The following is a 19916-nucleotide window of genomic DNA, read 5'->3' as shown; positions in this document are numbered from 1 at the left end:
CGGATCGGCGGGCCGTTCGTCCCGAATCCTGTGAAGCGGAGCATCGGGCAGGCTGTAGCATTCGGAAATGATCTGGGCATGCCCCGCCTGCGGCCGGGAATTCGGCCAGCGCCGTTCTCACGTTTGCGTGCCCGCCCTTTCGGTCGAAACGTACTTCGGCGGCCGCCCGGCATCCGAGCGGGAGATCTTCGACATCATCCGCGGCCAGGTTGAATCCCTGGGGCCGTGCATCATTGAGCCGGTAAACGTGGGCATCTTCTTCAAGCGGAAGCGGAACTTCCTGGAGTTGCGCCCGAAGACCAGGTGGCTTGCGCTGAGTTTCGGGCTCGCTCGCCGCGTCGAGGACCCCAGGATCACGCGGACGTTCGCGTCCACTTCGGGCAGGACCTACCACACCATCAGGATCCGTGGCCCGGAGGACATCGACCAGCAGGTCCGGGAGTGGATTACCGAGAGCTACCTGGAGTTCTCTGGGTAGCGAGGCGGGATGCCGAGTCCGATCTCCCCGGGGCGCGAGCAGGTCGGCCGCCCGGATCGCCTGTCCACCTTCGCTTGGTACACTGGAAGGCCAGCCTTTCTCGGCTGAACCATCCGCCCGAGGGACCGAAATGACGACGCAAACGCCTGGCTCGAACCTTTCGACAGCCTACGAGCCGGCCAGCGTAGAGGGTCGCATCTACCAGATGTGGGAGGACGCGGGACACTTCCAGCCGAAGATCGACTTCGGCCGCGAGCCGTACACGATCGTCATGCCGCCGCCGAACGTCACCGGCGAACTCCATCTCGGGCACGGTCTCGAAGACACCATCACCGATGCCCTCGTCCGCTGGCACCGGATGCAGGGAGACCCGACGCTCTGGTTGCCCGGCGAAGACCATGCCGGGATCGCGACCCAGAACGTGATCGAGCGCGAACTCGCCAAGGAAGGCCTTTCCCGCCACGAGATCGGCCGCGAGGCCTTTGTGGAACGCACCTGGATGTGGGTGCGGAAGTACCGCAGCCGGATCGCCGACCAGCATCGCAAGCTCGGGGCGAGCGCCGACTGGTCGCGTAACACATTCACACTGGACCCGGGCATCGTGAAAGCGGTGCGCACAACCTTCGTCAACCTCTACCGGCAAGGCCTCATCTATCGCGGCCTGCGCATGATCAACTGGTGTCCCCGCTGCGAGACCGCCTTGAGCGACCTTGAAGTCGACTACGTGGAGATGCCATCAAAGCTCTACTTCATTCGCTACCCGATCGTGGGCGAAGGAGGGATGGCCCTCCCGGCGTCGATCACGGTAGCGACGACGCGTCCCGAAACCATGGTGGGCGACACCGGCGTGGCCGTGAATCCGAACGACGACCGTTACGAGGAGCGCATTGGCCGAGGCTTGCTCCTTCCCATCATCGGCCGCGAGATCCCGATCGTCGCCGACGAAACGGTGAAGCCCGAGTTCGGGACCGGCGCGGTGAAAGTGACACCGGGCCACGACCCGAACGACTGGGAGATCGGCCAGAGGAACGACCTCCCGGTGATCGTCGCGATGGACCTCAAAGGCAACATGAACGACGAAGCCGGCCCATATGCGGGCATGCCGGCGGACGAAGCGCGCGAAGCCATCCTCCGCGACCTCGCAGACGGGGGCTTCCTCGACCGTATCGAGGACTACACGCACAGCGTTGGTGTTTGCAGCCGCTGTAAGACGGTGCTCCAGCCGCTGCCGAGCGAACAGTGGTGGCTGGATGTGAACAAGGAGTATGAGCGGGGCCACTCGCTCGCCGGCGACGCCATTCGCGCCGTGACCGAGGGCCGCATCGGCATCGTTCCCCAGCGGTTCGAGAAGGTGTACCTGAACTGGATGGAGAACATCCGCGACTGGTGCATCAGCCGGCAGCTCTGGTGGGGTCACCAGGTCCCGGTCTGGTACTGCGAAAACAAGCACGTGGTCTGCCAGGTGGATGACCCGGCCCGCTGCCCCGAGTGCGGCGGCGCGCTCCGCCAGGATGAAGACGTGCTCGACACCTGGTTCTCTTCCGGGCTTGCCCCACATGCCGACCTCGGGTGGCCGGAAGACACCGCAGACCTCCGCTACTTCTACCCCACCGCCGACATGCAGATGGGTTACGACATCATGTTCTTCTGGTGTGCCCGGATGATCATGTTCGGCCTGTACAACATGCGGCACATGGGCGAGGAGCGGTCGATGCCGTTCCGCAACGTCCTCTTCCACGGCCTCATCCGCGATGCGAGGGGCGAGAAGATGACGAAGTCGCGCGGGAATGTGGTCGACCCTCTGGTCGCAGCCTCGACGTTCGGCGCCGACGCCTTCCGCTTCGCCGTGCTGACCGGCGCCACCCTCGGTGCCGACCAGAAGTACAGCGATGACCGGCTCGCTTCCGCCCGCAACTTCGCCAACAAGCTCTGGAACACAGCGCGCTTCGTCCTGATGAAGGTGGGCGACCGCGAGGTGAAGCGCCCACACCCGCTCGACCGAGAGTCGTTCGCGCTTGAGGACCGCTGGATTCTCTCCCGGCTGGAACAGCTGGAAAGCGATGTCGACTCGCTGATGAAGGCGTACCAGCTCGGTGAATGCGCGCGCCAGATAGAGGATTTCCTCCGCAGCGAGTTCTGCGACTGGTACATCGAGATGGTGAAGCCGCGCCTCAACGACGGCGACGAACGGCCGCTGAAGGTCCTCGTCCATGTGCTGGACCACGGGATGCGGATGCTGCACCCGTTCATGCCGTTCGTCACCGAGGAACTGTGGCAGGCGCTGCGCGTTCGCATTGACGATGACATGGCCACTCAGCTGATTGTCGCCTGGTTCCCCAGGAGTGGTGGCAACTGGAAAGATGCGGGCGCGGAAGCAGCGATCGAGCACGTCATCGAAGTAAACCGGACCATCCGAAACATCCGCGCCGAAAAGAAGCTCGAGGCCGGCGCGCGCCCGAAGGTAGTGCTGCGGGCCGACGGCTATGGGCCGGCCCTGCGTGAGACTGCCGCTGCGACGAACTTCACGTCGCGGGTGGAACTCGATGTGCTCGACCTCTCGGGCGCGGTGCCGGAGGGCGAGTGGGGGTTCGGGCGCGTCGCGGATACGGAGGTGGCGGTCGCACTGCCGCAGGTCGACACAGCTGCCGAGCGTGCTCGATTGGAGAAAGAACTGGCGGAGTCCTCGGCGCACGCTCAACGCCTCGAAGCGCAGCTCGCGAACGAGACGTTCCGCTCGAAGGCGCCGGCGCATGTCATCCAGGGGATGGAGACTACGCTGGCCGAGACACGGGAGAAGACCGCGGGCCTGCGGGAGCGGCTGGCGAGTCTGTAGATGCCGAAGGTCAGAGACGCAGTGCGGATGATCGAGGACGATGGCTGGCGCCTACTGCGGACTCGTGGGAGTCACAGGCAGTTCGTGCATCCGGGCAAACCGGGCGTCGTCACCGTTCCCGGTCATCCTGACCGAACCGTTCGCATGTCCCAGTGCGCGCGCGCATAATCCCGGACTGCATCCAGGTGCGCGCCCGATAGCCTGGTGACACGCTGAGTTGGACGTTTGCTGATGCGCCGGACGAGTTTGGTCAGGGCTACGTTTCCGTTGCTTCTCCTCCTGGTCGCTGGTGCTGGCGTCGCCTGCGGTTCCGGCGACGACGCTCCCGGCCAGACGTCCCTTGCGACAGTCGTGCCAACCAACCCGCCGGCAACCCCCGTCCCGCCATCTCCAACCCCCACGGCCACGGCTACCCCGGCCTCGAACCTTTGCAAATACCTCCCGGCAGGCCCGGCGCCGGGCTCATACCCCGTCACTCCCGCGGCCGCGGAAGTCCCGGCGGCGCTCGCCGCCTACTCCGGCGCGTGGGAAGGGCTCTGGGGTGGGGCCGCTGCGAACACGAGCGCGCTGGTCGTGCGATTAGTCACTCCCACAAAGGTGGAGGCCGTCTACGTATTCCAGGGTGTTACGTCGCAAATGAACCTCACGCCGGGCGCAGGCGATTCTTCCCGGATCCTCACCGCATCTGGCGGAGGAGTTACGTTCACCTGGTCCTTATCCCCCGACGGGACGGTCCTGGGTGGGACGCGGACCCAGGGCGGCCAGGGCATTTCAGTCGCGATGAACCGCTGTACCCTGCCATAGGAAGCGCCTCTTCGCCTGAAGCAGTTCCGCATTCCCTCGACGTTGATGAGGGGGCTGATAGCGCGGGCCGCGAACCGGCGGCTTAGTGCGACCTTCCGGAATGACGGACAGCGACTACTTCATCCTGACCATGAGGATGGCGTTGGCGAGCAGGTAGGCCGACACCGCCAGGTAGGCAGGGAAGATCGCCATGCCCGGCGAAAGGAGTCCGCTGCTGGCCCAGCCAAAAGCAGCGACCGCGCACATCAGCGCGGCAAGAAATCCGAACCAACCCAGCCACCGGTCGACACCCTGTGCACTGATCAGCGCAAGGCCCGAAAAGATCGCCACTCCGGCCCACAGTGCGAGCATTCCACCGTAGCCGATGTTCACCAGCAAAAAGAGGTTCCTAGCATCCGATTCTTCCAACGACCCGTTTGCAAGCCAGGCCAGTCCGCCGAACACCATCATAAAGGGCACCGCCGCCGCCCAGGCGACGAGGAGCCCGGCCGCTGACGCGGTGCCGAGGATCGGATGTTCTCCCTCGAGCAACCGGATTCTCTGTCCGAATGTGATCGCAAATGGCAGCAATGGGATGGCGAGGAGCGCCGTGACGGACGCCTGGATCATCGATACCGTGCGGTTATCGGTGAGGTATTCCAAGAACGTACTTGCGGGGTCGTCTGCCGCTGGCGGGGGAGGCGCCATGAACCCTGACCCGACTAAGATCGCTACATAGAGAATCCCGGCGATGCCGCCGTTCCGAATAGTGCCCAGCGATTTCATGTTGCCGAATCCCCCAATTCGGGCGGGAATCTACTCGCAGGATCGGAGGTGCACAAGATCGAAGGCACGGTCGACGAGTACGGGCGTGGGGGGGTACAAGGCTCTCCTGGTCGCCGGCCTTTCGTTAGCGCACCAGCCTGAAGCAGTTCCGGACTTCCTTCACGTATTGCGCCGGCTGCTCGAAGGCGGCGAAGTGACCGCCTTTATCCAGTTCGTTCCAGTAGATGATGTTGGCGATCGCTTTTTCCGCCCACCGCCGTGAGGCCCGGAAGATTTCGCGCGGGAAGATGCTGGCGCCCACCGGCACCTTGATGGGGTTGCTGGATCGGTTGTTGAAGCTTTCCCAGTAGAGGCGCGCCGATGACGCGCCGGTCCCCGGCAACCAGTACATCATCACGTTGTCCAGCATCTCGTCGCGGGTGAGCGCGTTTTCCGGATGGCCGTTGCAGTCGGTCCACGCCCAGAACTTCTCGAGGATCCAGGCGGCCTGCCCGGCGGGCGAATCGACCAGGCCGTAGCCGACCGTTTGGGGCCGGGTGCTCTGTTCCTTGGAGTAGCCCGAATCCCAGTCCTGGTAGTACTGCAGCCCAGCGATCGCGCTCTTCTCGCGTTCGGTCAGGTCGCTCATGGTTCCGGGGTCCGGGCGGACGCCGATCATCATGTTCAGGTGGATGGCGGCGCAGTGGTCAGGGTCTTGTGCCCCGATTCGGCTCGTCACAGCCGCCCCCCAGTCGCCACCCTGGGCGACGTACCGGCCGTACCCGAGGCGCGCCATCAGCGCGGCCCAGGCGTGGCCGATGTGCTCGACACCCCAGCCCTTTTCGGCCGGCTTCGCGGAAAACCCGTACCCCGGCAGCGATGGGGCCACGACGTGAAACGCATCGGCGGGGTTGCCGCCGTATTTCGCCGGGTCGGTCAGCGGCCCGATGACCTTGTGGAACTCGACGATGGAACCGGGCCAGCCGTGCGTGACGATCAGCGGCATCGCGTTCGGTTCGGGCGAGCGGACGTGGAGGAAGTGGATGTCGACGCCGTCGATTTCGGTCTTGAACTGGGGAAACGCGTTCAGGCGCTCTTCGGTCGCACGCCAGTCATACTTTTCGGCCCAGTAGGCACAGACCTCCTGGACGTAGGAGAGCGGGATGCCCTGCGTCCAGTCGTCGACGGTCTCGCGGTCGGGCCAGCGGGTGGCACGCAGGCGGCGGCGCAGATCGTCGAGTTCTTCATCGGTGGCGTGGATCTGGAAGGGGCGGATCGAGTCGTCGGGCATGGGGCAGCCTCCGGAGATGTGGGTAGCGACAATGCCGGAAACCGGGCAGGGGCGCAAACGGCCCGCGCCGGCCCTGCCCTAGCCCCGCGGCCGTTCCCCGTAGTCCTCGAACGGCCCATCCCGGCGCCGGATCGTCTCCCGGAAGCCGACCTCCGAGAAGCTTTCCCGCCAGCGCAGCGCCTCCTCGGTATGGCGGGTGACGCCATCGAAGAACGTGCCGAGCATCTGTGTCGTTCGCAGGCCCATGTTTTCGAACGCCTGGTTGATGAGCATCTTGTTCAGCGCCAGCTGGTTCGCCGGAATGTTCGCGTAGCGCTTCGCATACGCCTCCGTTTCTGCGGAGAGGCGCGCTTTCGGGAAGACCTTCGAGACGAGGCCGATTCGATAGGCGGTCGTGGCGTCGATCTGGTCTCCAGAGAGCAGGAACTCCTTCGCGTGTTCGAGACCCACGCGGTACACCCACATCATCGTTGTCGGTGTCCCGTACACGCGGCTTGGCGGATACCCGAGGATCGCGTCTTCGGCCATGAAGATGAGGTCGGCGCAGAGAAGCAGGTCGGTCCCGCCGCCCAGAGCGTAGCCATGGAGTTCGGCGATGACGGGCTTGGGGCACTCCCAGAGCTTCATGAACCGGCGCATGTTGTTGCCCATGAAGGCGTAGTCGCGCACCGGGTCCCACGCCCCGGGGCGGGCATCAACCTGCTTCGCTCCGAAACGCGGCTGGAACGCCCCGCGTCCGCGGTCTCCGGCCTGGGGGTTCAAGTCGTAACCCGCCGTGAACGTCGGCCCCGCGCCGCGGATGATGACGGATGAGACGTCGGGGGAGGCCGTCGCCCGGTCAATCGAGTCGGCAATCCCCTGGATCACGGTATCGGTCAGCGTGTTCATCTTCTCGGGGCGATTGAGGGTAATAATCCCGAGCGAGTCGCGTTCTTCGTAGAGGACAACCGGTGCTTCGGCCAAGGGAGATCTCCCGGGGAATTGGTGGTATCCGCACGATACGCCGGCGAATTCCGGCTGCCCAACCATCTCGCGGGCGCGGGGCCACGCCTTGCGCCGTTCGCCGCTGCTGGTGCCTACTGAAAGGGATGCAGCAGGCTGGCCTGATCCTCGCCAACCGCGCCTACCTCGACCACGAATCGCCGCGGTGGGCCGATTCCCCTTCTTCCGCGGGGAACGGCGGCCTGCTGGCTGCTGTCCGCCCGGTGATTGCCCCCTGGGATGGGCGTTCCGGGACAACCTGGATTGGCGCAGGGCTGGGGCGCTTCGACCGTGAGTGGACGGACGATCGCGGATTCGAGCTGATCGAGACGCCGCGCGGCCCGCTCCGCCATCGCCGTTTGTACTTCGGCTCCTCCACCTGGCATGGACACTACGCGGAGGTTTCGAACAGCTTCCTCTGGCCCCTCTTCCACCTCGTCCGCCACGACCTGCCAGCGCGCACCGGCTACTACCCGGTCCCTTCAACCCCCGGTGGACCCGACTGGCGCTCGTTCGTGGCCGTGAACACCGCCTTCGCCGAGGCCGCCGCCGAAGAGCGCGAAGCTCCCTGGTGCTGGATCCACGACTACCAGCTCTCCCTGGTCCCGGACCTCCTGAGGGAGCGCGGGTTCGCTGGCCGCATCGGTTTCTTCCTCCACATCCCCTTCCCCGATATCGAGACGGCGCGCCCTTACCTGGAGCCCGCCGGATGGGCGGCGTTTCGCAAGGTCGTGGAGGGCATGCTCGGCGCCGACCTGATCGGCTTCCAGACCGCGGCTGACGTCGACCGCTTCCACCGTGCGGCACTGGAAATGTGTGGTGCAGCGCCGTTGGATGGCGCCGTCCTCCACCACGGCCGGAGGGTGCGGACGGCGGCTTTTCCCGTCGGTATCGATATCGAAGATGTGCTCGACGTTGCCCGGAAGGCGCCCGTTTCTCCACGGGTTACGGCTGCGCGGGCCGCCGGGCTGCCGCTGGTCGTTGGCCTCGAACGCGGGGACTTCACCAAGGGCATTCCCGAACGGCTGGCGGCGCTGACTCGCGCATTCCGGCGCGGCGCACGCTTCGCCTACCTCGGCATCGCGGCTCCGACCCGGGAGGGTGTCCGAGCCTACGACGCATTGGAAGCAGCGGTCGACCTGGCCTTGACCCACGCTCGCGCCGCCGCGGCCTCAGCGGGCGGGACGTTCTCCCACGTCCGCGCGAACGTCGGCTGGGAGGATGTCGTCGCCCTCCAGCGCGATGCGGATGTCGTCTTCACGTCGTCTCTCTCGGATGGCCAGAACCTGGTCCCGCTGCAGGCGGCGATAGCCCAATCGCTCCGCCCACCTGAATCGCGGGCCGTTATCCTCACCGGCCGCGATGCGGGAGTGGCGAGTACGTTCTCGCGATTCGGCTTCGACGGCCTTGTTGCCATCGACCCGCTCGATGAGCCCGCGATGGCCGAAGCGTTTTGCGAGGCCCTCGCGGGCCTCCCCGGAAGGGTGAGCGATCGGTTCATCCAGGACATTCGCCGCCGCGATGCCCACGCCTGGGCGACCGGCTTCCTCGCAGCACTGGAGGGACCATGCTGAATCTCGCCGCCATCGAACAGTTCCGGGGCCTTGCCGCCGCGAGGGGGCCGCTCCTCGTGGCGACTGACCTCGACGGCACGCTCGCGCCAATCGTCGCCCATGCGAGCGAGGCCCGCGTCCCACCGGGCACGCTCGCCGTCCTCGATAGGCTTTCCCAGGCCGCGAAGGTCGCCGTCATCACCGGCCGGGACCTGAACACTGCCCGCCGCATGGTCCCGGTCGAAGGCGTCGTTGTCGTTGGCAGCCACGGGCTCGAAGCATCGTTTGATGACCCGCTCATCCCCGGGGTCGACCGGGTCGCACTGAGCGCGGCCCTCGAAGCAATCGAACAGCGGGTGATTTCCGCCTGTCCCAGCTCATACCTGCACATCGAACGCAAGGCAATCTCCACCGCCTTTCACTTCCGCACCGCTCCCGACCTGGAACCAGGGCTGCGGCAGGCTCTCGCGACCCTCCCCGAGGGACTCCGCCTCCGTGAAGGGCGCATGGTCCTCGAAGTCCTGCCCGATGCGCGCGGCGGGAAGGACATCGCCCTCTCGGCGCTCACCCGCCAGCTGCGCGCCCGGGCCCTGCTTGTGATGGGCGACGATGCCACCGATGTCGCGATGTTCCGGGCGGCCCTTTCGCTCGCCCAGACCGAACGTGTGCATGTCATGCTCGTCGGCGTTTCCGGCGGAGCCGAGACGCCGCCCGAGATCACGGAACTCTCCGATGTGGTCGTCCGGTCGACCGAAGAGGCCCTCGAGGGTTTGGAAACGGTGGCGAGGGCGCTGGGAGTCTGACCCGGATATGACGGCCGTCATGCTCCGTGCGGCAATTTAGAGCACAGAGTCCCCCTATTCCCTGGGTCTATACATACGTGTATAAACCGGGGCGTTCCACATAGCGAACATACCAACGGTGAACAGAGGTGCGATATGTCCGGGCCCAACTACTGGCAGCGCAAATACACCCGCAGGGGAATGCTGGCGAAGGGGGCCACGGCGGGCCTGGGGACAGCCGGTTTCGCCCTTGTCGGCTGCGGCGGCGGTGACGACGACGAAGAGCCGCTCGACCTCGAATCGATCCCTACAGCCGATGCAACGAAGCAACAGGAAGCAAAGAGCATCCTCTGGCCGCGCGAAGACACGACCGCCAAGGCCGTCAAGGGCGAGATCTACCAGGCCTATACGACGGCAGACGTCACGAACCTTGACCCCCTGGCCTCGCCGTCGTTCACCGCGAACTCCGCGGGTTCGTGGTATTACCCGCGGCTCCTTTCCTACAAGCCGGGTTACAAGGTGCCTTCGAAGGGCGAAGTCCAGGGCTATCTCGGCGCCACCTGGGAACAGCCGGAACCGACCCGTGTCGTCTTCAAGCTCCGGCCCAACGCCGTCTGGGAGAACAAGGCGCCGCTGAACAAGCGGGCGATCGACGCGGAAGATGTCGTCTTCTCGTGGAACAAGTTCGCCGCCCAGAACACCTCGCGCAAAGACCTTGCCAAGCTGCCGGACAACCCGTCCGGGCCGGTCGAGTCGGTGAAGGCGATCGACAAGACGACGGTCGAATTCAAGCTGCAGTACCCGTACGCGCCGTTCCTCAGCGCGATGGCCTACAGCCGCTATCTCCAGGTGATGCCGCGTGAATCCGACGGGGGGTACGATCCGCGCAACGAAGTCCGCAGTGGCGGCCCCTGGATCCTGGACAACTACCAGCGCAGCGTGATCTTCCAGTACCGCAAGAACCCGGACTACTGGGATGCCAGCAACGTCCTCCTGAACGGCTTCGACATCCCGATCATCCCGGAATACGCAGCCGGCCTTGCCCAGTTCCGGGCGAAGAAGGTCTGGGCCTTCGCCGTCCGCCAGGAAGAGATCATCCAGGTGAAGAAGGAAGTGCCGGAACTCGCCCTGGACCAGGGCGCGCACGGCCGAACGGCATGGATGACCTACTTCGGCCTCAAGCCGGGCACGCCCTTCGCCGACGACCGGGTGCGCCGCGCGGCCTCGATGCTCATCGACCGCGACCTCTGGATCGACACCTTCTACAACGTCTCCCAGTTCCGCACCGAAGGCTACCCGACGGACGTCCGCTACCACAGCCACATCTCCGCGGGATGGGAAGGCCTCTGGGTGGACCCCAAGAGCAACGACATGGGCGAAGGCAAGGTGAACTTCACCAAGAACGTCGCGGAGGCGAAGAAGCTACTCGAAGCGGCCGGCTACACCTCGGCCATCGAGTCCGAGATCGCCTGGATCGCCACAGGTCAGTACGGGACGACATTCCCGAAGAACGCGGAAGTCATCAAGGGCATGCTCGAAGAGTCTGGCCTCTTCAAGCTCAAGCAGGTGAACCCCGACTACCAGACGGACTACCTGCCCAAGTACTACTTCGCCAAGGGAGACTTCACCGGCATCGCCGTCGGCGCGACCACGGCCTATCCCGAAGTCGACCAGTTCATGAACTCCTACTACCACAGCAAGGGGGCCCGCCAGAAGACCTCGTTCCAGGGCACAGTCATCGACCAGAAGTCCGACGACATGATCGATGCCCAGCGCAAGGAACTCGATGCCGGCAAGCGTGCCCAGATCATCAAGGACTGGCAGAAGTACGCCGCGACGAAGATGATCATGATTCCCTACCCGGGCCAGTCGCCGGCCTTCTCGCTCTTCTGGCCGTGGATTGGCAACGCGGGCGTCTTCCGCGCCTGGGACGCCGAATCGGGTCGCGACACCACCGAGACGAAGCTCTGGTTCGACAAGAGCAAGTACACCGGCTAGCCCCCACGGAGGATTCCCGCCCATGGGACGCTACGTCACCCAACGGCTCATGCTTGCCGGGCTTACGCTCGTGCTCGTCTCGATCATCGTCTTCACGCTCCTCCGCGTTGTCGTGCCACTCGTGTACGGCGACGCGGTGGACATCATCGCCGCGGAATACGGCGGTACCGACCCCGAACTCGTCCAGCAGCTCAAGGACGACTACGGCCTCAGCGAAGCGCTGGTCCCGCAGTATCTCGGCTGGGCGGGCTCGATCTTGCGGGGCGACCTCGGCGAATCGCTGTTCAACGGCCGTTCGGTCACCGGGGAAGTCGCCGACAGGTTGCCCGTTTCGTTCGAGTTGGGCCTCGTCGGCCTGATTTCGAGCGTGCTCTTCTCCGTCCCGATGGGGGTGGCGGCAGCCGTCGCACAGAACCGCTGGCCGGACTACTTCCTCAGGACCTCCGCCATCCTGGTGGACTCCATTCCGGGCTTTTGGCTCGCGATCATGATCATCACCTTCGGCTCGATCTGGTTTAACTGGGCTCCACCTTTGAAGTTCGAGTATCTCCAGGACGACCCGATAGCCCATATCAAGATCATGGCGATGCCGGCGCTGCTCATCGGGCTCACGCCGAGTGGCTCGTTGATCCGCCTCGTCCGCACCCAGATGCTCGAGGTCATGCGCCAGGACTACATCCGGACCGCGCGCGCGAAGGGCCTCACGGGCCGCACAGTGGTCTTCGCCCACGCGCTCAGGAACGCCCTCCTTCCCGTGGTGACGGTTATCGGGCTCAGCCTCCCCGGGCTCGTTGCCGGGACCGCGATCTTCGAGTCGATCTTCTCGCTGCCGGGTATGGGACAGTACCTGGTCTCATCGGTCGGCAACCTGGATTACCCGGTGATCATGGCGACCGTCTTCATCTTCTCGGTGTTGATTGTGCTTTCGAACCTGGCGGTGGACGTGTCGTACACGTTCATCGACCCCCGGGTGAGGCTCTGAGATGACCGCCACCCGATCTGGCGCGCTCGACCTCGGCCAGGGCAGATATGTAACCGAACACGCGGCGCCGGTGAAGCTCCTGCTTCGGGCATGGCGTTTCGTGCGTCACCAGCCCCTGGGCACCGTCGGCCTGGTCATCGTCCTCACGTTCATCGTCGCGGCCGTTTTCGCCGAACAGTTGGCACCGTACTCACCGGATAAGCAGAACCTCCGCCACCGCCTGGAAGGGCCTTCGGCGGAGCACTGGCTGGGCACCGACTACACGGGACGCGACACGTTCTCACGACTCATCTACGGCGCCCGCATATCGATGATGGTCGGCTTCGGCGCCGTCTTCATCGGCAGCGGCGGGGCCGCGGCGCTTGGTATCGTCAGCGGGTACCTGGGCGGCTGGTCGGACAAGATCATCCAGCGCGTCGTCGAGGCCTGGCAGGCCATGCCTGGCCTGGTGATCCTCCTCACCATCCTTGGCATCGTCCGGCGCATGGATAACGTGAACGTGGTCTTCGCAATGGTGCTGGCCATTGGATTGTTGAGCATCGCCGGCACCTCCAGGGTCATCCGCGCGCAGGTGTTCACCATCCGCCATCAGCCCTATGTCGAAGCGGCGCGTTCGATGGGCGCTGGCCATGTGCGCATCATCTGGTACTGCATCCTGCCGAACGTCTTCCCGCTCATCCTGGTCACCATGACGGTCGGCCTTGGTGGCGTCATCCTCGCCGAGGCGAGCCTCAGCTTCCTCGGCTTCGGTCCGGCAGGCGAGCCCTCCTGGGGCCAGATGCTCTCGATAGACGGCCGGGAGCATATGCGCCGCCAGCCTGGCCTCGCCATCTGGCCGGGTGTGTGCATCGCGCTCGCTGTCTTTGGGTTCAACATCTTCGGTGATGCCCTGCGCGACACGTTGGACCCGCGCCTTCGCCAGCGCTAAGCCCCGGCCGCGGCCCGGCCACCATCCAGGCTCTCACCCGTGCGAGCGCAAGGTCACGGGAAACGAAACCGGGGGCGCCATGCGGCGCCCCCGGTTGTTCTTGTCGAGGAATGCGTGGGCTAGGAAACGAGCGTCCCGAGGACGCGTTCGACATGGTCCAGCGGGCCCTGCGGCATGCTGATGCTGGGCAGATCGACGCCGAGCTGGCGACGTTCTTCGATACCGGCAGCCACCGTCTCCAGGTCGCCCCAGATAGCCGTTTCCTCCAGCATCCGGTCGCCCATGGCGGCCATCAGCTCCGGGTTCGTGCCGAAGGGTGGCGGCTTGTGCGTCTCGGCGACCTTCCGCATCGCGGCGACTTCTTCGCCGAAGCCGTTTCGCGTCAGCATCTCGTGGTAAAAGTCGCCCATGTTGGTGACGTACCACGAGATCGGCCCGGCGGCCTGCATCTTCGCCTTCTGTTCATCGGGGTTGATCACCACCGTGAGAGAGGCGACGCATTCGACTGAATCTTCCGCCCGGCCCGCCGCCTTCGAGGCTTCGCCGATCATCTTCTTGCCGTCCATGAACTTGGACTTCGGCCAGTAGATGGGCATCCAGCCGTCCGCTGCGGTCGCCAGTGACTGCATGCTCTTCGGCGAGATCGACGCCACGTAGATCGGAATGTGCTTGCGCGGGGGCTCGAAGAGCAGCTTGAAGCCGCGCTGGAGCTTGAAGATCTGGCCGTCGTAGAACAGTTTCTCGCCGCTCACGATCGTGTTGATGATCTCGATGTATTCCTTCGTCCGCTGGATGGGCTTGGCGAATTTTTCGCCGTGCCAGTGCTCGATGACACGGTCGCCGGAAGTGCCAAGACCGAGGACGACGCGGCCGCCGGAGAGTTCGTCCAGCGTCGCGGCCGTCATCGCGAGCACGCCCGGAGAGCGGCCGAAGACCGGCGCGATCCCCGTGCCGAGCTTGATCTTGCTGGTCTGCATGGCGATCTGAGTGAGCAGCGAGAACTGGTCGCGCCCCCAGGTCTCCGCGGTGAAGACAGCTTCGACACCGACTTCTTCCGCGACTTTGATTCGGCTGATGACCTCTTTGTTTTGTTCAGGGCTTCCAGCGAAGCCAACCGAGACCGCAAGACGCCTGGGCACTGCGTCACCTCGCGATGATCAGATTTCGTCCGTTGCTTGAAGGGACGGTGGCCAATCTAGCGCACCGCCCTACCCGCGGCAAACGCCCTTCGCCCTGCAAGCGACCGGATCAGGCCGTGAGGGACTTCGCTGCGGGCGTGTCGCCGTGGGCGTGGTACTCGCAGGGGTGGGCGAGGACGGAGTTGAGCAGCATCCGCGGTGATTCTTTGAGGATGTAGTCGGCCTTGAGCGGCCCTTCCGGCCGGCGCCAGATGAAGTTGCCGTTCACCGCAAACATGAGGTTGTAGCGGATGAAGCGAGGGTCCCGGTCGGTGAACACGCCCGACTCGATGCCCTCCCGGAGGATTCCGGTGAGGAGGCGGTCGTACTCCCGGTCCACGGCCTTGATCCGGGCCCGCGATTCTGGGGAGAGCGTCTTCGGACGGCCCGTCAGCAGCGTGCTGCGGTTGAGCGGTTCCATGCCGATCTCGATCAGGTCTTCCATCGCGGCATACAGGGCCTGCTCGGGAGGCAGCCTGCGCTCAACGATCTTCTCGATGCGCCCAGCTGCCCGAGCGACAGACTCGACGACGATCTCGGCGTAGAGGTCTTCCTTGCTCCGGAACTGGTAGTAGATGACCGCGCGACTGGTGCCCATGTGGGCGGCGACGTCTTCGAGCGTCGCTGCGGCGTAGCTCTTGTCGATTATGACTTCCGCCATGGCGAGCATGATTTCCTGGCGGCGCGCTTGCGTGCGTGCCGGATCCTGTACGCGATACCCGCGCAGCCCTACTTCTTCTGCCATGGTGGCAGCCTACCCCGAGCGGAAGTCTTGACAAGCGTAGCACGCCGCCATAAATTCAGCGTTCCTGTATAAACACGGTTGTTTAAGCGACCGTGAGGGCGATTCGCCCGGGTTATCCAGGAGCGGTTCGCGCCTCGGCTCTCCTTCCTGCCGGTGCGCGTGCCACCCCACTCGTCGATTCCGCCGCGAGTCCAGCAAGCCCTCGCCATCCGGCGAAGGCTTCCTGGGACCTCTCAGGCGTGTCTCGATACCTGGGCGATGGGGCAAAGTCCCCGGCCATGGTGTGGCTCTATGGCCGGGGCTTCGCCCAGGGAATTCCTCTCTCTTCAACACCCATGGCATCCATTCCTGTGCACGGATTCAGCGCCGGAGATCCAGTGCCATCGGTGTATCGTTTATCTCGATAGATAGCATTGACGCCGTTTAGTTCTCCGGCGTATACACCACCATCAGTCCGAGGGTTGCTCGGGACCAAGGGGGGCACAGCTATGGAACGGGAAAACTACTGGACTCGGCGCATCGAGCGCCGGCGGCTGCTCGGAGGCGCCGGGACTGTGGCCCTGGGTGCGAGTGCATGGGCCCTCGCCGGTTGCGGCGATGACAGCGACGACGGGGATGGTGGCGCGGGGGATACCAACGCCGGCGTCAACCCTGGGACCCAGACCGCGGCAACGCCCACCACGGCCGGCGAAGTCATCAAGAAAGACGGGACTTACAACGCCCGCCAGGGAGCCATCCTCGCCTCCATCAACCCCTATTCCGGCCTGGACAGCGGGTTGCTCTGGGGCTTCACGATCTTTGACCACCTCTGGTACACGCCGCTCGATACCGGCATCCGCGAGAACTTCCTCGCGTCGAGCATCGAGCAACAGGACCCAACGCACTTCACCGTGAAGCTGCAGGACTCGGTCTTCCACGACAAGGCCCCCGCCAACGGCCGGGCGGTCAAGGCGTCGGATGTGAAGGCCAGCCTCGAAGGTGCTGCCAAGCAGACGAAGATTTCCGCCAGTTCATGGTGGACCCAGGTCCTCGACCGCATCGACACTCCGGACGAGAAGACCTGCAACTTCGTGCTCAAGAAAGTCGACGCCTGGACGTTCTCGTCCACCAACGGCGGCAGCCCACTCGCAGGGTCCATCATCCCCGAGGAGATCGCGAAGGATCCCACCTTCATGGACAGAGACCTGGTCGGCAGCGGGCGTTTCCAGTTCGTGAGCCACGAGAACGGCGCGAACTTTAAGCTGAAGCGAAACGAGAAGTGGCGGGTGAAAGGCGAGCCATATCTCGCCAACCAGCACTACAAGCTCATCCAGGAGCAGGCGGCCGCCCTGGCCGCGTTTTCTGCCAAGCAGATCGACGGCGTCGGCCTGACGAACAAGCTCGAACGGGAACAACTGGAAAAGCAGCTTGGCAAGGACATCGTTGTCGACAGTGTTGACTCGCGCGCCGTCTGGCTCGTCCAGACTCGCGCCGACGGCGCGTTCGCCGATGAGCGTGTCCGCCGCGCCATCTACCTCGCGCTCGACCGCAAGGAGATGATCACGCTGCTCGCCCTCGGCGAAGGCAAGCTTTCCGGGCCCGTCCCGCCGGCCTTCGGCGAAGCGAATACCGCCGCCGAAGTTGAGGCGACCTGGGGGAAGACCGATGTCGCCGAGGCGAAACGCTTGCTCGCAGCGACCACCTTCGACATATCGAAGGAGTACTCGATCAAGTACATCGTGCCGGGCGACACCTACCAGCAGTTCGCCCAGATCGTGAAGTCCCAGCTCGAGAAGAACCTTGGCCTGAAGATCAAGCTCATCGGCGAGGACTTCGGCAAATGGCTCTCACAGTCGCTTTACGGTTCGGACTACGACAGCTTCATCACCTACCCCACGCTCGAATACGACGACCCGAGTTCGTACATCGGCGGTTACGCCAAGACCATTGGCGGTCGCCCGAACTGGGCTGCGCTGGTCGACGATGAGCTGGACGGCCTGGTCCAGAAGCAGAAGGAGATCTTGGACGACAAGGAACGCCGCACGGCCGTCCAGAACCTCCAGAAGCGCGCCTTCGAGAAGGCGGTGCCGTACATCCCGACCATTATCCGGGTGACGAACGCCGCCACCTGGTCGTATGTGAAGGGCCGGGTCGTGGGCAGGGGCAGCTACGGTCTCTTCAACGGCAAACTCTACGTCGATAAGGGCTGACGCTTCGGATGCGCCAGTATGCCCTTCGCCGGCTCGCCTACGTGCCGCTCATCGTCGCGGTGGTCTCGGTGCTGACGTTCTTCACGTTGCGGCTCCCGTTCGCCACTGACCCGGTGCTGCAGTACACCAACCAGAACACGACACAGGAGCAGGAAGACGCGATCCGGGCCGAACTCGGCCTGGACAAACCGGTGCTTCAGCAGTTCGCTATCTGGATTGGCGATGTCCTCCAGGGGAACCTCGGTGAGACCTTCCGGAGTGGCCAGCCGGTCTGGCCCGAAATCCAGCGCCGCTGGCCGGTGAACTTCGAGATTCTGCTGCTCTCTGTGGGGTTCAGCACGGTCTTTGGAGTCGCCTTCGGCGTCATCACCGCGGTGAAGCAGAACTCGCCCACCGATTACGGCTTCCGCATCTTCGCGGTGTTCGGCCAGTCCATCCCGGATTTCTTCCTGCTGATCTTGCTGATCGTCCTGCCCTCCATCTGGTGGAACTACTCACCGCCGGTGGGCGGCCACGTCCCATTCTTCAAGGACCCGTACGACAACCTTCGCCTCTACCTGCCCCCCACCCTGCTCCTCGGAGTCGGCGGCGCCGCGGGGATGATGCGGCTCACCCGCTCGACCCTCCTCGAAGTCTTTCGCCAGGACTACATGCGGACGGCACGGGCGAAGGGGCTGTCTGGACGCCAGGTTGTCGTCGCGCATGGACTGCGGAACTCGCTCATCCCCATCGTCACGTTGCTCGGCGGACATGTGACGGCCCTGTTCTTTGGCTCGCTCATCCTGGAGCAGGTCTTCTCCATCAACGGGCTCGGCCAGTTCTTTCTCGTCTCCGCGTCCACTTCGGACTTCCCGGTCGTCCAGTTCCTCGTGCTCTACAGCGCCGTGGCGATCATGACCATGAACCTCTTGATCGACCTCTCGTACGCCGTGATCGACCCCCGGGTGAAGTACCGCTGATGGCCACCAAGACGGCTTCGACGGCGGCGTTCGATTGGGCCTTCGTGCCCGCTCGCCCGGGCTGGCCCCGGCGGATGGCGCGCCTGGCGCGGCAGCATCCCGCCGGTCTCTTTGGGCTCATCGTGCTCGTGCTCTTCGTGATTCTCGGCCTCTTCGGAGAACAGCTGGCTCCCTATCCGGCGGATGAACTGAGCACCGGCACGCCCCTTCAGGGCCCGAGCCTGAGCCACCCGTTCGGACTCAACCAGCTCGGGCAGGATGTCTTCAGCCGGATCGTGAGCGGCGCACGTATCTCGTTCATCATCGCGTTCTGGGCGGTCTTTCTCGGCGCCGGGTCGGGAGCGTTCCTGGGCATCCTCGGTGGCTACTTCGGCCGCTGGATCGACTACATCGTCCAGCGCTCCGGCGAGGCCTTCGCCGCCTTCCCGGGACTCGTCCTGTTCTTGATGTTGCGGACTGCCTTTGGCCCAAACTTGAAGACGATCATCATTTCGATCGGCATCGGTGCGCTCTTCGGAGGCAATCGCATCCTGCGCGGCCAGACCATCATCGAGCGGAACCAGATCTACGTTGAAGCGGCCCGCGCCGTCGGTTGTTCCGAATGGCGCATCTTCATGCGTCACGTCCTCCCGAACGTCCTTCCCCTGGTCGTTGTCATCATGAGCGGCGCTATCGGCGCGGCCATCCTTGCGGAGTCGGGACTGGCTTTCCTCGGTCTGGGGCCGACCGAAGCCTCCTGGGGCCGCGATATGTCCGGGACGAACCTCTCGATCGCTCGGACCGGGTACTGGCACGTCGTCGTGTTTCCCGGGATCGCGATCAGCCTGGTCGTGTTGGGCTCGAACCTGCTTGGCGACGCGCTCCGCGATATCTGGGACCCGCGTCTCAGGAAGTAGCTGGCCGGGTGCGGGGCTGACCCGGCGCCAGCCGGATGGCGATGAACACGACGAGGCCGCTGACGGCCGATTCGAGGAGCGGCCCGGCGATGAAATGCCAGGCTTCGAACGCCCGGCCGTTGCTCGCCCAGAGCGCGCCGATCGTCAGGGCCGAGCCGATGACCCCGCCGATAAGGTCGGTCAGGCTGGCGATCCGCGAGCCGGACCGCGCGAGCCCGGCGATGAGCAAAGCGAAGCCCGAATACCCGGTCGCAACCAGGTAAATGAGGCCGACGGCGATCGCGAACAACCAGCCCTGGTCCGTGGCGCCGCCAACGACGTGGAGCGCGAACGCTCCGGCGAACAAGATGAACGTGACGACGATGCCCTTTGCTGCCGCGAACATGCCGAGAGGATAGCAGCCGCGCCGCAGCGATGCCGCGAGCGAACGCGGGACACTCCGGCGCGGGATCCCGCGGAGCGAAGCAGGGTGAAGTCGGGAAGCATGGCGTGTCCGGCGATGTCGAAGTTCCGCTCGGAAGAAAGGCCCTCCCGGTCAGGGGAGGGCCTCCTTACCAACTGATCGATGTGACCGG

General features: G+C 64.7%; 18 protein-coding genes. 12 read left to right on the top strand and 6 right to left on the bottom strand.

What is annotated here, in order from left to right; translation table 11 throughout:
* Positions 1–67: 67 nt before the first annotated feature.
* The 4 genes from IPG14_RS12820 to IPG14_RS12805 all read left to right on the top strand — a co-directional run bounded on the left by IPG14_RS12820 (position 68) and on the right by IPG14_RS12805 (position 4115).
* The gene (locus tag IPG14_RS12820; protein WP_343392080.1) at positions 68–478 is read left to right on the top strand and encodes a DUF5655 domain-containing protein; all 411 of its coding nucleotides are present in this window, start codon (positions 68–70) and stop codon (positions 476–478) included.
* 130 nt (positions 479–608) lie between these two features.
* A complete protein-coding gene (locus tag IPG14_RS12815) occupies positions 609–3311 on the top strand; it encodes a valine--tRNA ligase (protein WP_343392079.1) in 2703 nt (900 codons plus the stop codon).
* On the top strand, positions 3312–3479 hold the full coding sequence (locus IPG14_RS12810) for a type II toxin-antitoxin system HicA family toxin (RefSeq protein ID WP_343387549.1): 168 nt from the start codon (positions 3312–3314) through the stop codon (positions 3477–3479).
* Between the two features lie 63 nt (positions 3480–3542).
* Positions 3543–4115, top strand: coding sequence for a hypothetical protein (locus IPG14_RS12805; RefSeq protein WP_343392078.1), 573 nt, complete (start codon positions 3543–3545; stop codon positions 4113–4115).
* A 114-nt stretch (positions 4116–4229) separates the two neighbouring features.
* Here the strand turns inward: IPG14_RS12805 and IPG14_RS12800 are convergent, their stop codons facing one another.
* From IPG14_RS12800 to IPG14_RS12790, 3 genes are all read right to left on the bottom strand, one after another.
* Complete coding sequence (locus IPG14_RS12800; protein ID WP_343392077.1) at positions 4230–4757, bottom strand: hypothetical protein; 528 nt, start codon at positions 4755–4757, stop codon at positions 4230–4232.
* Positions 4758–5004: 247 nt separating this feature from the next.
* Entirely contained in the window at positions 5005–6150 is a 1146-nt protein-coding gene (locus IPG14_RS12795; RefSeq protein WP_343392076.1) for an epoxide hydrolase family protein, read from the bottom strand.
* Positions 6151–6228: 78 nt separating this feature from the next.
* Positions 6229–7113, bottom strand: coding sequence for a crotonase/enoyl-CoA hydratase family protein (locus IPG14_RS12790; protein WP_343392075.1), 885 nt, complete (start codon positions 7111–7113; stop codon positions 6229–6231).
* Between the two features lie 125 nt (positions 7114–7238).
* Here IPG14_RS12790 and IPG14_RS12785 point away from each other — a divergent pair, with 125 nt between their 5' ends.
* From IPG14_RS12785 to IPG14_RS12765, 5 genes are all read left to right on the top strand, one after another.
* Positions 7239–8705 carry a trehalose-6-phosphate synthase gene (locus IPG14_RS12785; protein WP_343392074.1) on the top strand — a complete coding sequence of 489 codons (1467 nt, stop codon included), beginning with the start codon at positions 7239–7241 and terminating at the stop codon, positions 8703–8705.
* Positions 8699–9487 (top strand): trehalose-phosphatase, encoded by a 789-nt coding sequence (gene otsB, locus IPG14_RS12780; protein WP_343385934.1) that lies wholly within the window; start codon positions 8699–8701, stop codon positions 9485–9487. Before IPG14_RS12785 ends, otsB begins: the two co-directional genes overlap by 7 nt.
* 135 nt (positions 9488–9622) lie before the next feature.
* Complete coding sequence (locus IPG14_RS12775; protein WP_343392073.1) at positions 9623–11464, top strand: ABC transporter substrate-binding protein; 1842 nt, start codon at positions 9623–9625, stop codon at positions 11462–11464.
* Between the two features lie 22 nt (positions 11465–11486).
* Entirely contained in the window at positions 11487–12446 is a 960-nt protein-coding gene (locus IPG14_RS12770) for an ABC transporter permease (protein ID WP_343387556.1), read from the top strand.
* A gap of 1 nt (position 12447) precedes the next feature.
* Positions 12448–13374, top strand: coding sequence for an ABC transporter permease (locus tag IPG14_RS12765; RefSeq protein WP_343392072.1), 927 nt, complete (start codon positions 12448–12450; stop codon positions 13372–13374).
* A gap of 119 nt (positions 13375–13493) precedes the next feature.
* On the opposite strand, the gene IPG14_RS12760 is transcribed toward IPG14_RS12765, so the two are convergent.
* Positions 13494–14513, bottom strand: a complete 1020-nt coding sequence (locus IPG14_RS12760) for an LLM class flavin-dependent oxidoreductase (RefSeq protein ID WP_343392071.1) — start codon at positions 14511–14513, stop codon at positions 13494–13496.
* Positions 14514–14622: 109 nt separating this feature from the next.
* Positions 14623–15297, bottom strand: coding sequence for a TetR/AcrR family transcriptional regulator (locus IPG14_RS12755; RefSeq protein WP_343385929.1), 675 nt, complete (start codon positions 15295–15297; stop codon positions 14623–14625).
* 488 nt (positions 15298–15785) lie between these two features.
* Between IPG14_RS12755 and IPG14_RS12750 the strand changes: the two genes are divergently transcribed.
* The 3 genes from IPG14_RS12750 to IPG14_RS12740 are packed head-to-tail and all read left to right on the top strand — an operon-like array spanning position 15786 to position 19341.
* A complete protein-coding gene (locus IPG14_RS12750) occupies positions 15786–17486 on the top strand; it encodes an ABC transporter substrate-binding protein (protein WP_343392070.1) in 1701 nt (566 codons plus the stop codon).
* Between the two features lie 8 nt (positions 17487–17494).
* Entirely contained in the window at positions 17495–18445 is a 951-nt protein-coding gene (locus IPG14_RS12745; RefSeq protein WP_343385927.1) for an ABC transporter permease, read from the top strand.
* Positions 18445–19341 carry an ABC transporter permease gene (locus IPG14_RS12740; RefSeq protein WP_343392069.1) on the top strand — a complete coding sequence of 299 codons (897 nt, stop codon included), beginning with the start codon at positions 18445–18447 and terminating at the stop codon, positions 19339–19341. The genes IPG14_RS12745 and IPG14_RS12740 overlap by 1 nt, the downstream gene beginning before the upstream one ends.
* On the opposite strand, the gene IPG14_RS12735 is transcribed toward IPG14_RS12740, so the two are convergent.
* Positions 19331–19726 (bottom strand): hypothetical protein, encoded by a 396-nt coding sequence (locus IPG14_RS12735; protein WP_343385925.1) that lies wholly within the window; start codon positions 19724–19726, stop codon positions 19331–19333. The genes IPG14_RS12740 and IPG14_RS12735 overlap by 11 nt on opposite strands.
* Between the last annotated feature and the right edge of the window lie 190 nt (positions 19727–19916).

The organism is Candidatus Amarobacter glycogenicus (assembly GCF_016704105.1).
Taxonomy (GTDB): domain Bacteria; phylum Chloroflexota; class Dehalococcoidia; order Tepidiformales; family Tepidiformaceae; genus Amarobacter; species Amarobacter glycogenicus.
The sequence above is the reverse complement of the archived record's forward strand: the minus strand, read 5'-3'. Positions and strand labels throughout refer to the sequence as shown.

What these genes read in the sequence shown, in the direction of transcription:
- IPG14_RS12820 (WP_343392080.1), top strand. Translation starts at nt 68, where the DNA reads ATGATCTGGGCATGCCCCGCCTGCGGCCGGGAATTCGGCCAGCGCCGT.
- IPG14_RS12815 (WP_343392079.1), top strand. Translation starts at nt 609, where the DNA reads ATGACGACGCAAACGCCTGGCTCGAACCTTTCGACAGCCTACGAGCCG.
- IPG14_RS12810 (WP_343387549.1), top strand. Translation starts at nt 3,312, where the DNA reads ATGCCGAAGGTCAGAGACGCAGTGCGGATGATCGAGGACGATGGCTGG.
- IPG14_RS12805 (WP_343392078.1), top strand. Translation starts at nt 3,543, where the DNA reads ATGCGCCGGACGAGTTTGGTCAGGGCTACGTTTCCGTTGCTTCTCCTC.
- IPG14_RS12795 (WP_343392076.1), bottom strand. Translation starts at nt 6,150, where the DNA reads ATGCCCGACGACTCGATCCGCCCCTTCCAGATCCACGCCACCGATGAA.
- IPG14_RS12785 (WP_343392074.1), top strand. Translation starts at nt 7,239, where the DNA reads ATGCAGCAGGCTGGCCTGATCCTCGCCAACCGCGCCTACCTCGACCAC.
- otsB (WP_343385934.1), top strand. Translation starts at nt 8,699, where the DNA reads ATGCTGAATCTCGCCGCCATCGAACAGTTCCGGGGCCTTGCCGCCGCG.
- IPG14_RS12775 (WP_343392073.1), top strand. Translation starts at nt 9,623, where the DNA reads ATGTCCGGGCCCAACTACTGGCAGCGCAAATACACCCGCAGGGGAATG.
- IPG14_RS12770 (WP_343387556.1), top strand. Translation starts at nt 11,487, where the DNA reads ATGGGACGCTACGTCACCCAACGGCTCATGCTTGCCGGGCTTACGCTC.
- IPG14_RS12765 (WP_343392072.1), top strand. Translation starts at nt 12,448, where the DNA reads ATGACCGCCACCCGATCTGGCGCGCTCGACCTCGGCCAGGGCAGATAT.
- IPG14_RS12755 (WP_343385929.1), bottom strand. Translation starts at nt 15,297, where the DNA reads ATGGCAGAAGAAGTAGGGCTGCGCGGGTATCGCGTACAGGATCCGGCA.
- IPG14_RS12750 (WP_343392070.1), top strand. Translation starts at nt 15,786, where the DNA reads ATGGAACGGGAAAACTACTGGACTCGGCGCATCGAGCGCCGGCGGCTG.
- IPG14_RS12745 (WP_343385927.1), top strand. Translation starts at nt 17,495, where the DNA reads ATGCGCCAGTATGCCCTTCGCCGGCTCGCCTACGTGCCGCTCATCGTC.
- IPG14_RS12740 (WP_343392069.1), top strand. Translation starts at nt 18,445, where the DNA reads ATGGCCACCAAGACGGCTTCGACGGCGGCGTTCGATTGGGCCTTCGTG.
- IPG14_RS12735 (WP_343385925.1), bottom strand. Translation starts at nt 19,726, where the DNA reads ATGTTCGCGGCAGCAAAGGGCATCGTCGTCACGTTCATCTTGTTCGCC.